We start from the raw sequence: 12542 nt of genomic DNA on the forward strand, positions 1-12542 counted from the left end.
ATCATGAAACTTAAGCTATTGTATCTGGCGGCTTTAATCAGTCTGAGTGGCAGCAGTATCGCTTATGCAGACTGTAAACCCAATCATGCGATAACCGCACCGGCAATCACAATTAATATGACAGATAATCTCTATCTGAACAGTAATGAAACTTGGCTATTGAACACCCGGTATTCCGGCTATTTTACATGCACCAGAAACGCATTGTGGAAACAAAACTCTGTTGCTAATGGCTCTCCTTTTACCAGAAACAAAGTTGTTTTGGGATTCAATGGTGGTAAAGATTATGTAGAAGTGACTATCACAAATCTTTCTCCCAGCGGCACTATTAGTCTGGGAAACAGTAATACAACCTATCCAGCCAGCACATTACAAGCCCAATTTACGCTTAATGTTAAGCTACTGAATGGCAGACCTGGAGGTAATAACATTCACGTCTTTTCCGGCAATAATGCAACATTAAAAACAGCTGTTATTGCGATGGACACCACTAATCTAGGGATCCTTGACGCTATTGTTCGTTTTGCTACAGATTTCCTGACTTTTATTCTCACCTGGGTGTGGCCAACTCATTCTGAGGATATCTATTACCAACCGATCACCATGACTTTTGATCGTAAAGAGACAACTTGTAACTTCTCAAATGCGGGATTAACAGTGAATCTGCCAAAAGTTAACCGCGCTACACTGCTTAACGGAACAAATAGAGGAGAAACACCTTTTACACTCAACTTTGCATGTGATTATCTCAAAAATGGTAAAACTTCACGTTCAGTTAAAGCCTACCTAAGCAGTAATAATTTACTACCAAACGACAACCAAACGTTAATTGATAGCAAAGCAGATGCCGCTAAAGGCGTTGGTATCCGTGTCTCTCAACAAGGTAATTCAACACCCATAACTTTCAGCGCTTCACCGTCTTCCTCTCGCGGAGCAACACCGCTATTGAGCAAAAATGCCGACAACGTTATCGATAAACACTTTACAATCGATTTTAATGCCTACTACTACGTTTATGATCCCCAAAACATCATAGCAGGGGAATTGAAAGCAACTTCTGTTCTGAATTTTGAATACAATTAACCAGGAAGCAAAGGAAATGTTCCCTATTTCTCGCTGTCTAACCAAAAATTTATGTTTCAATAAGTAACAATGTGTAACAAAATGTTTCTGCAAGAAAATCCATTTACATTTACAACTTACTTGAAACTTATGTAAGGTAATGATAATTCTAATATTAAATAATCACGCATACTCGCTTAATTTCCTAATAAAATGGTACGATTATCTGAAAAATAGAAAAAAACACATCATCATTACCAATAGTATAAAAAAACAATACAAAATCTATGTTTTATATTTTTATTCAAAATATAAAACATTCATAACAACCATTACATTTAAATATATAAAAAGGATAATAATCAGGTAGAAAAACAATATGGATAATAATGAAAAAACATAAAATAAAAATTTATCGCAACATATTAAAATATATAATAATTGGTTAAAAATCAACAATATAAATAAAAGATAAATAAGTAAAAAAACAAGTTATTAGACGTTAATATATTTATATGCAATACAAGAATATAACAAACATAACTTACTCGATCACAAATCAAATATAATTCAAATTCAAAAAAACACTGCTAATATAAAAACCAAGAGATAGTTATTTATATTATAAAAAAAATAAATTATTTAAAAACTATTATTTTTATATACATATATATTACTGTGTTATTATAACATCTACCAAAATAGATAATTGTAACACATTGTTACTTATTTTAACTTAACATTTAGAACCATATCGAATATCCTGAACTGAGCCAAGCCAACGATAATGGGCATATTATAAAATCAACTCAAATATGACAGATACAGCTCAATTTTAACTCACAGAGTAAAAACCATATCGGTAACAGGTTACCTTTTTATGAAAATGATACTTATTCTTATAGCGGCAATATTAATATCCATTAGTTTATTGCTCGCTGCGGTGTTTTTACGATTAGCAGTACTATAAATAAATGGCTCGAACTGAGTTCAATAATTTTGGATACTCGACACGCTGGTTTACAGATCATTTTTCTTTTGGAAAAAACCTCGCAGGCGTGAAATGAACAAAACAATCATTATCATACCTAATGAATAGCCTAATCCAGGAAAGCAACGTTTTATACAAAAATGACACTTAACCATCTATAAATTAATAAAAAACTATAGAGTAAATTCACAAAATAACAATTTCAATTACAGAAAATATATTTATGAATGACCAATAACTCTGGCTATGCTGGATTTATTTTGCTAGCATTAGTCTGTTTTTTATTCAGAGCAAACGAGGAAAAGCAATGCCCTCTCAAACGACGAGGACAACTGCCATCTTCGCTTTCTTTATTTCACTATTGTTTTCCGCTTTTAGTCACGCATCAACCAGCACCGCTAAAAGCATGGAGTATTCTCACAATGGCACACAAAGCAATTTGCCAGATTTGCGAAAATACCCTTCGGGCATCCCACGTAAGAAAGCGTTTTTAAATGTTGTTGTCCCTGTGATTGATAAACACAATCAACAAATTATGCAGGAACGGAAATGGCTACTGGAACACCAGAAAGCCAAACATTGGTCCACTCAGGATATCAGGTTCCTGCAACGTATTTGCAAAAACTATAATGTGAGCTGTAGCAGCTCGCCTAAAAAAGTTAACTGGAACAAGCTACTGAGCCGTGTTGACATTATCCCAACCCATTTTGTCGCAACTCAGGCTGCAACAGAATCTGGTTGGGGAACATCTAAACTTGCACAACAAAATAACAACTTGTTTGGTATGCGTTGCGGTAACAGCTGTAAGAGGGCCCAGGGTAAGATAAAAGGTTATTCGTCCTACCCGACTATCAATGATTCTGTCGAAGCTTATATGAGAAATATGAATACCCATAACGCTTATGAATCATTACGTGTTTCACGCGCTAAACAGAGAAACAGCCAGGAATCGCTGAATACCAGCAAACTGATTGATAATCTTGAAGGATATTCACAATTAGGTTCTACTTACAACAGCTATCTGCATAAAGTGTTTAACAGCAACAAAGGGCTTATTACTCAAGCACAAGAGTTCGCTAAAAACGACCATAACTAAGATGCTAAATAAGTATGAACCCGCATATATAGCCCCAACAACCAATATCATCCGCTTCATAACAAAGGCATGAAGCGGATGATTTTTTACGTTCACCAGCGTATCTTTCTCATTGATAGAATATTTAGATTAGATATTATAATATTGCTCATTATTACCCTTGTACTGCGACGAAATGATTAGCCAGAGTTTAATATGAATTTCTTTTCTTTTGAGTTTCTAGGGTCCTTTGTTGCCCTCTTTTTCTTGTATTGGATGCTACAAAAAAGTGCAAAAGCACAAAACTACTTGTTGATAATCGCAAGTTATCTGTTTGTCTTTTCTTTTAATCCACTTTTCGCCGGTATCTTATTTGGCTATACGCTATTTATCTATCTTTTAACAAACATAGCTGGCAAATTTCTATCCGACCGCATCACATTTACCATTCTGACGATAGGTATTCTGGGATGTTTCACCGCATTCAAGTATTACTCTTTCTTTCAAGAAAACCTGCAACAAGCATTTGCCACCTTTGGTTTATCCATAGATTTACCCATACTGACACTACTCCTGCCTTTGGGTTTATCTTTCTATGCATTTCATTCCGTCAGCTATGTCGTTTCTGTCACAAGAAAAGAAATCCCCCGGGCATCATTCCCTGATGTCGTTTTATATCTCTGCTTTTTTCCCAGTATTGTTGCCGGACCTATAAATCGAGCTAAAGATTTCTTACCTCAAATCCAGATTTCATCAAGAGTGATCATTGAACCATCAAGAGCAATGTTGCTGATTGCATTGGCAATAACCAAACTATTCCTGTTCAGCTCTTATCTATCCGAAAATTATGTAAACCCAGTTTTTGATGATCCTACCAGCTACAATGCAGGGCAAATCTTGGTTGGTATTTATGCCTATGCCTGGCATATCTATTTTAATTTTTCTGGCTATACCAATCTTGTTACCGGATTAGCGCTACTCCTCGGATTCAGAGTACCTGAAAACTTTAATGCCCCTTATCTGGCGGAAAACTTACAAGCCTTCTGGCGCCGTTGGCATATCAGTTTATCTGAATTTATCCGTGATTATGTCTATATTTCTTTTGGCGGTAATAAAAAGGGATTTATACGTAAAAATCTTAATTTGTTTGCCGCTATGGTCATCTCCGGTTTATGGCATGGCGCCGGAATTAACTTCATTATCTGGGGAACGATTCATGGATTAGGATTAATCATCCTCAATGTTAAATATCAGTTATTTTCTTCAAAAAACGAAAATACATCCAAAAATCCGGCAACCTCATTTTTGTCCAGAATTATCACCTTCCACTTTGTCTGTCTGGCATGGATTTTCTTCCGTTGCCCTACTCTGGATGATGCCCTGACATTATTAAATCAATTGATATCACCAGATTTATTTCACTCGATAATAGCCAGCGGTGGGTTGTCACTGATGTTCTGGGGACTCTTTATTATTTATCCGTGGCTGATTAATCTAAAAATAGCCGTTGGGAAAATTCATTCTCAGATTTCATGGATATACTACCCAATACCATTAGCAATTATTCTGACTTTAGTATTCATGCTTTCACCACAAGGAATGCCAGGATTCATCTATGCTAATTTCTGAATTCAAATCTAATTTAAAAACTGCCGGGCAAGCCATTTTTATCGTGGTATTAACGAGTCTACTGTTAATCTGGCTGAATCACCATTCACTGGATAGATTCTGGCAACAAAAATACCACCAGCAAAGCCCGTGGGCAGCCTTACAAGGTAATCCGCTCTGGGATTTAGGTGATAATCTGGAACAAGGTGTACTCGCGGCGGGAGAAACATTCATTTTACATACCACCGGCAATAACAGTGACAATCATCAGCAAACTCCCCTGGAAGCGAATATCACCCTTCCTGCGGGTTTTCAGATCGGGCTGAAGCTCTTGGGTGGTTATACCTCTCCTATGGCAAATCTTCCTGCCACTTTCCCTGAATTATTACAAAAATCTCCTCATGCTAATTCTATCGGTTCATCAGTGCTCCGCAATTCAGACAATAATGTTCATTCCAGTATAGTTATCGCCAAAACCAATGTGACGCTGACAGCCAAGGATAAAGTGCTTTTTGCCGGAGACTCAATGATGCAAGGCATTGCCCCGCATCTGAAACGTCGGCTCTATCAGGATTACGGTATTTCAAGTATTAATCTCAGCAAACAAAGTACCGGGCTTGCTTACCCCAGTTTTTTTAACTGGCCGGAAACTATCAATAAGGCACTGGAAGCTAATCACGATATCAAGCTGGTTGTTATTTTCCTGGGCCCAAATGACCCCTGGGATATGCCACCAAGACATGGAAGCACCTACCTGAAATTCGCGAGTCCTGATTGGGAAAACCTCTATCGCCAACGTATTGATATGATCCTTACCGAAACACATAACCACGGCGCTAATGTTATCTGGATTGGCCCTCCCAATATGCGACAGAAAAAACTCTCTGCTAATATGGAATATCTAAGATCATTGTATCAATCAGAAGTGGCGAAAGCCGGGGAAATCTACGTTTCTGTTAATGACATTTTTAAATACCATACGGATGATTATTCTGATTATATTGGCGATAATAGTAACAAAATTAAACTCAGAAGCGGTGATGGTATACATTTTAGTTTGAAAGGCCAGCAAACTATCTCGGACAATATATTCTCATTAATTGAATTTATTCAGGAACCAGCCAAACAAAATGGAAAGATTTAAACAATGCCGCCGGCGATATCACTCCACCGGCCTTGGTCTGGTCATCATACTCTCTTTAAGTTTGATATCATGCCATAAGCAAAGACCAGAGCCGTTGCCAACGCAACAGCCTGTAAACGCAAACCAGCAGTTAACAGACTTTGGTGAAGACAATCTCACCTTACTGGCAGATAAACTTCACAACAGCCGCCATAATCAACTGCATTTTGTTCAGATAGGTGACTCCCATACTGCCGCAGACTTTTTTACCGGCAAACTCCGGTCTCTATTACAACAACGTTTTGGTAATGCAGGTATTGGCTTTATCAGCCCAATAAATGTGCCCGGCCAACGTAACGCGATAATCAGCATGACAGGCAATCAACAGCAATGGGAACTAACGACCAGTCGCAAAGATAATCAGCCTGATTTCCCTCTCGGTGGTGCAATTGCAGAACCCGATAGCCAAACGAGTCAATTAACTTTAGAACTGTTTTCACCATCTCGTGATCGCTATCAACTTAAAACGTTATACCAGGCAACAGGTGATTCTCAAATTCTGGTTCAGTCTGCAACCAAGAGAATACTTAAATTACCGGTAACTCACGGTCAATGGCAATTTTCCACTGAAGAATCGGTCACATTCCCGGTTAATATTACGGCGATACAAAATAATCAGTTAGAATTAGGTGGCTGGTTTATCAAAGGTAAACAACCAGGTGTTATGTTGTCCGCTTTAGGTATTAATGGCGCAACCATTAATATGATCGATAAGTGGCAGCCACAATGGATTAATACATTAGCGCAAATGCACCCCGATATGGTGATCCTCGCTTATGGCACCAATGAAGCATTTAATGATTCGCTGGACTTAGAGAGTTATCGCCAGCAACTGGAAAACAAGGTAAAACAGATTCGCCATCATTTACCACAAGCAGTTATCCTTATTATCGGGCCAGGGGATTCCTTGAAAAACAGTCAAGCAGCAAGTTGTACAACACAACAACCAGTAATGTTGAATGACGTCATCCGTATTCAGCAGGAAGTCGCTCAGGAGCAGCACACACTATTCTGGAATTGGCGTGAATATATGGGTGGTGAGTGTTCAATTAGAAGCTGGGCGCAACAAGATCTTGCGCGCCCAGATTATGTTCACCTTTCAGCCATAGGCTATGAACGCAGTGCTGAAGCGCTATATCAGCAATTAATAAATATTCTCGATCAATAAGCAACGCGATGAAGCTTCGTTAGGAATAACGCTAAGTACCAATATTGTATTTAGTGCAAAAAAATCTTAGCGTTGTGAACGACAATATGAGCAAGCTCACAAGATATCAATTTAATTAAAGATAAATTATCTTTTTCACTATATTTAATGCAATGAAAAATAAGTTTATGCCATCTGTAACACATAGCGTTAAAAAGAGTATTTAAAATATGATTTTTTCAAAAAAATATCCTAAAGGTTCTATAAGAAGATTCATTTCCGGCTGGAAAGAATGTAGTTTTGAACGTTACCAGCAAGCCTATTCTCTTTATGGCGGTGGAATATCCACCCACCCTAATATTGTAAGTTTTTTAAACAAAAAATTTGGGAATAATTTTATCTTTTACGTTAAAGAAAACCCAACAATAGAAAACGTTATCGAAGGTGCATACTTTACATGCAAAGATCATCATCTGGCAGCAAGTCATCAAAAAGATTACCACTTCTTCACTTATGATGAAATTATCTTTCCTATCGCCAAACATCTAAAAACCCTAATCCCAGGGAAATCTAAAGCCATCTCGCTCCTGCACAAAGAAAATTTTATCAACGTTTGTTATGGTCGGTTAAACAAACGAACAGTTTGTCTTGCTAAAGATAATTTTTCTTATAAAACAAGAAGAAATCGAAGTAATGAAATTAACAAATTTAAGCGTTCTGGCGGGGAAATACATCAAATTGACGATTTTACCTGTCAAGAGTTCGTCGATATTTACACTGCACTGTACGAAAAACGCTGGACATATAAAACGCACAATCAAGAAGAAAAAGAAAAATTAATTGAATTATATACCGAACTCAAACAACATCTGTACGGGAATGTATTAACTATCAATGGTGCCCCGGTAGCCTATGATCTAGTCATAAAAGCAGACAGTCCCCAATGGATTTCATTTGACGCAGTAGACGGCGGGCTCGATCCTGAACATTCCAATCTCAGTGTTGGCAGTATTTTAATGTGGTTAAATATTCAGAATGCTTCAGACCTCTGCCAGCAACATCAAAAAACTATGCGTTATTCTATTGGCAGACCTTCTCTTAGCTATAAAGATCGCTGGTGCAATCGTCATCCATTAGTAAGGAGCCTATTCTAGTTTCATCGATATCTTTACATAACTAACTTATATGGCCGTTTTCCTAGAAAACGGCATTAATTTAAGATCTTCATCTTCCCATACTTGTGACAGCATCTTAAAAACTCAGAAGAAACATTACATCATGGCAAAGAAAGCCATCCCAACCGCCGCCCCCGTTATTCCAAGAATAGTTTCCATAATTGACCAGGTTTTCAGTGTTTGAGATTCTGTCGCACCAGTAAATTTACCGAACAACCAGAAACCGGAATCATTAACATGGCTCAATACCAGAGATCCCCCCGCAATACAGATTGAAAGAGCTGCAAGTTGAGCTCCCGAATATCCCAATACATCAACAACCGGCAGGATCAAACCAACGGTTGTCAGGCAGGCAACAGTCGCAGACCCTTGAATAACACGCACGGTACCAGCAAGGATAAAACAGGCTAATGCAATTGGCAGGCCTGCGCCAATCAATGCGTTCCCCAACGCAGGACCAACCCCGGAATCCACCAACACTTGTTTGAATACACCACCGGCCCCGGTAACCAACAAAATAATTCCAGCAGGCTGAATAGCCGAAGAGCAGATATCCATCACTTTTTCTTTACTCATCCCACGGCGAATTGCCAGACCATAAATGGCAATAAGACAAGCAACCAGAATCGCAGAGAATGGATGACCGATGAATTCAAGCCACAAATACAATCCAGAACCTTGTTCAACAAAACGCTCACCAACAGCTTTTAATCCAACCAAAGCCAAAGGGAATAAAACCAGCAACAAGCTCAAACCAAAAGATGGCATCTTACCTTGACCAAGACTTGGTTCACTTATATCCGCGGGTAAATCCAAAGTAACATATTTACTGACAAAACTACCAAAGATTGGACCAGCCAGTAACATCCCAGGAATCGCTGCACTGATACCAATCAGGATCATCCAGCCAAAATCAGCATTCATCTGTGAAGCCAACAACATCGGAACTGGGCCAGGTAACAGAAACGCTGCGGCTGCCGCAACACCGGCAAACAAAGGAATAACCAGTTTCACTACGTTACCGCCAGTACGGCGCGCTACTGCAAACGCCACACCAATCAATAAAACAATCGCTACATCAAAAAACAGCGGCAAAGCACAAACCAGACCAGCGATCCCCAATGAATAATGCGCACGGCTTTCACCAAAACTATTTAATAATTTAATCGCAATCTGATCCAGCGCACCTGTTTCATGCAGCACCTTACCAAACATCGCTCCCAGTGCAACAACAATCGCCAGAAAGCCTAATGTTCCACCCATGCCTTCTTGCATTGTTTCGGTAATTTTATCCAATGGCATACCAGAAAAAACACCCGCCCCCATAGAAACCAGTATTAACGCAACAAAAGCGTGTATTCTGGCCTTCATCACCAGAAACAGTAGTAAAAGAACCGAGCCAACTGCTGTCAGCACTAAAGTCAAAGTACTCATTATTTTTCCCCTGAAATGACACTATTAATTATTCTTATTGAGTGATTAATCACTTCATCAAGAGACGATCTAATATCGATCAGATAAACATCCTTTTCATCACTACCCGGTTCTTCTAATGCCTCAAATTGAGATACCAACATTTTAGGTTTAAAGAAATGATCTTTACGTGCTTTCAACCGATTTTCAATTAAATCAAAGTCACCTTTCATATAAAGAAATGACAGATTCTTATTATTATCACGCAACATATCCCGGTAATGCTTTTTTAAAGCAGAACAAACAATCAGGGAAACCGGATTTGTGCGTTGCATAGCAAAAACCGCATCATTTAGTGATTTCAACCAAGGCTTACGATCTTCATCATTCAGTGCATGACCTTTAGCCATCTTATTAATGTTAGATCTTGGGTGTAAAAAATCACCATCCAAAAAAGCGGAGTCCAGTTTATAAGCCACAGCATTGGCAACAGCAGACTTACCACTGCCGGATACCCCCATAAGCACAAAAACATGATTCGAATGCTGGGTATCTCTCATATAAACTCCTTAGCGCAGATATTTCACCCACAAAATGTTACCGGTAACTGTTATCGGTAACATTATCAGAAGTAGAGGGAAATTTCGCAACAACACGGAATATTCAAGAAATGGAAATGTGATGTTTATCGCAAATGAATTCAAAAAATGTGAATCCAGTTGACCGATTAAATACTTTCTCCTAGGGATAACTGAAAACCGATATCGATCATTTTCTGTGGTAAATGTTCACCTTTCAGCCGTGACATCAATAATCCGGCAGCCTTCCGCCCCATTAAGTCACGAGGTGTCAACACACTGGCAAGTTTCGGTGTCATCACCTGACCAACATCGTGACCATGAAAACCAGCTACTGCAATATCATGCGGTATAGCTATCCCCTGACGCTGGCACTCAAAAATCGCTCCAATAGCGAGGTCATCATTGGTACAAAACAGACCATCCACATCAGGATACTTTATTCGCGCCTCATTCAATAACTGCCCCCCTAAGGTATAAGAAGAGCTGTCAGGTGTCATGACCTTACCTGGCTTTAAACCTACGCTTCTCATTGCAGCTTCATAACCTTCCAGACGAATAATTGTCCTTTCATCCTGCCTTGCGCCAAGATAAATCACCCGCTGACAACCACGTTCAATCATTGCCATTGTCATCTGTCGGGCTGCTTCAAAGTTATCAATACCGACTGCCGTATCGAAACAAGGAGAAACACAGTCCATCAGCTCAACCACAGGGATCCCAGCCGTTTCCAACATCTTCAAAGTTCGCGGTGTGTGAGTGCGTTCAGAAAGAATCAAGCCATCAATATTGTAGGAAAGCAAAGAAATTAAACGTTCCTCTTCCTTCTCTGAATGGTAACCATAGTGAGCCAGCATGGTTTGATAACCATTACGATCTGTCACATATTCGATACCACGGATAACTTCCGCAAAAACCTGGTTAGTTAAAGAAGGCAACAAAACACCGATAGCATGACTAGTAGAATTAGAAAGAATATCCGGAACTCGGTTCGGGATATAACCTAATTCATCCAAAGCATCAGCTATTTTCTTTCGCAATTGCTCAGAAACTTGATCGGGGTTACGCAAGAAACGACTCACTGTCATTTTTGTAACACCAACACGATCAGCCACATCTTGTAAAATAGGACGTTTTTTCTTCATATTTCAATACAATACAAAATTAGTAAAAAAATTTAGGATAATAAACACAGCGCTATGACATATTTATACACTATCAGAACACGCTTTTTTTGAGTTTAGTCTGGTAGTGGAACAGTGATCCCGATTTATTATCTATTCAGACTGTGGTAGGACAATTTTCAGTCCGTATATATTGTGAAATACAACGATAACATTTATCTACAATTCCAGCAAAAATGTAAAATTTAACAGGCCATGTTTTCTATGGTATTTGTCGGTTAACCTCAGATAAGATTAAAGCACCATGATGGGTCCTAATACGAGAACGGTAAAAACATAAAATGCAAGAGAAACGATACAGCCATTTACTGCAATGATCATAATCAGTATTATTTTAACCGGAAAATATAATTAAATAGTGACGGATTCCTATTTTCTATGCCTAATTACCGTCATTTACCAGTATTAAAAAGAGCATTCAACCCCAAATATCGGTCAGTACTAATACAACTGTATTGCTAAATACTATTGTAACTAATCATACTAATGATAATATTTTACATAACCATAATAATAACAAGGCTGACTATTCCCGTTTTAGTTGTGATGTAAATGGAAAAATAAGTAATTAATTATCGCCTAGGGCTGATTGCAGTTATATTCATAATGATATAAAAATGGAACATTATTAGATTATATAAACATAACACATACATGATTCCTATTACATGAGTAAACCTAACAGCTAACGAAATAGGTTCGGAGCAAAAGTTATAACCGTGCCAATGAAGAGGTAAAATTTCTGGTTATTCTAAAACAGATATTCAAGCTCATTATCTAAAGATAAGCTAGTTTTATGAATATATTGGAAGATTTCCATCATAACGAACTGAGTCTTCCACAAAAACTCTAATCGTACCTCAAGGCACTTTAATTCTCTTTCTAATACCACAGTCGCAGAAACCCCAAGTCCATATTTTTTCTGATGTTCACAACGCAGAGAAACTGCATGACTTAAAAGTTTTCCTATGAGAGTACCTGCTATGAGAAAAGAAAATACGACTGTAGTACTCAGAAAACATCAGGCTAATATATGCTTTTTATTTAGGAAACCCCATTGAAATTAATTATTAGAAAAGAATTTCTAAGCTCTGATTTCACTGTGTAATCAGAAAAACGCCCTGAA

The 12542-nt window shown here is 38.2% G+C and carries 9 protein-coding genes; 6 read left to right on the forward strand and 3 right to left on the reverse strand.

Annotated elements, in window-relative coordinates; genetic code table 11:
* Positions 1–3: 3 nt before the first annotated feature.
* The 6 genes from ACGF63_RS13845 to ACGF63_RS13870 all read left to right on the forward strand — a co-directional run bounded on the left by ACGF63_RS13845 (position 4) and on the right by ACGF63_RS13870 (position 8220).
* Positions 4–1083 carry a fimbrial protein gene (locus ACGF63_RS13845; protein WP_152963794.1) on the forward strand — a complete coding sequence of 360 codons (1080 nt, stop codon included), beginning with the start codon at positions 4–6 and terminating at the stop codon, positions 1081–1083.
* Between the two features lie 1277 nt (positions 1084–2360).
* Complete coding sequence (locus ACGF63_RS13850; RefSeq protein ID WP_152963795.1) at positions 2361–3149, forward strand: protein bax; 789 nt, start codon at positions 2361–2363, stop codon at positions 3147–3149.
* A 195-nt stretch (positions 3150–3344) separates the two neighbouring features.
* Positions 3345–4757, forward strand: coding sequence for an MBOAT family protein (locus tag ACGF63_RS13855; RefSeq protein ID WP_152963796.1), 1413 nt, complete (start codon positions 3345–3347; stop codon positions 4755–4757).
* On the forward strand, positions 4744–5880 hold the full coding sequence (locus ACGF63_RS13860) for a DUF459 domain-containing protein (protein ID WP_387631470.1): 1137 nt from the start codon (positions 4744–4746) through the stop codon (positions 5878–5880). The genes ACGF63_RS13855 and ACGF63_RS13860 overlap by 14 nt, the downstream gene beginning before the upstream one ends.
* A complete protein-coding gene (locus ACGF63_RS13865) occupies positions 5867–7087 on the forward strand; it encodes an SGNH/GDSL hydrolase family protein (protein WP_387631472.1) in 1221 nt (406 codons plus the stop codon). The genes ACGF63_RS13860 and ACGF63_RS13865 overlap by 14 nt, the downstream gene beginning before the upstream one ends.
* A 209-nt stretch (positions 7088–7296) precedes the next feature.
* Complete coding sequence (locus ACGF63_RS13870) at positions 7297–8220, forward strand: GNAT family N-acetyltransferase (protein ID WP_387631475.1); 924 nt, start codon at positions 7297–7299, stop codon at positions 8218–8220.
* Positions 8221–8337: 117 nt separating this feature from the next.
* On the opposite strand, the gene gntU is transcribed toward ACGF63_RS13870, so the two are convergent.
* The 3 genes from gntU to gntR all read right to left on the reverse strand — a co-directional run bounded on the left by gntU (position 8338) and on the right by gntR (position 11377).
* On the reverse strand, positions 8338–9675 hold the full coding sequence (gene gntU, locus ACGF63_RS13875) for a gluconate transporter (protein ID WP_387631477.1): 1338 nt from the start codon (positions 9673–9675) through the stop codon (positions 8338–8340).
* The gene (gene gntK / locus ACGF63_RS13880) at positions 9675–10214 is read right to left on the reverse strand and encodes a gluconokinase (RefSeq protein WP_036844718.1); all 540 of its coding nucleotides are present in this window, start codon (positions 10212–10214) and stop codon (positions 9675–9677) included. The genes gntU and gntK overlap by 1 nt, the downstream gene beginning before the upstream one ends.
* 167 nt (positions 10215–10381) lie before the next feature.
* Positions 10382–11377 carry a gluconate operon transcriptional repressor GntR gene (gntR, locus tag ACGF63_RS13885; RefSeq protein ID WP_132355718.1) on the reverse strand — a complete coding sequence of 332 codons (996 nt, stop codon included), beginning with the start codon at positions 11375–11377 and terminating at the stop codon, positions 10382–10384.
* Between the last annotated feature and the right edge of the window lie 1165 nt (positions 11378–12542).

This window comes from Photorhabdus sp. RM322S (assembly GCF_042879395.1).
Classification (GTDB): Bacteria; Pseudomonadota; Gammaproteobacteria; order Enterobacterales; family Enterobacteriaceae; genus Photorhabdus; species Photorhabdus khanii.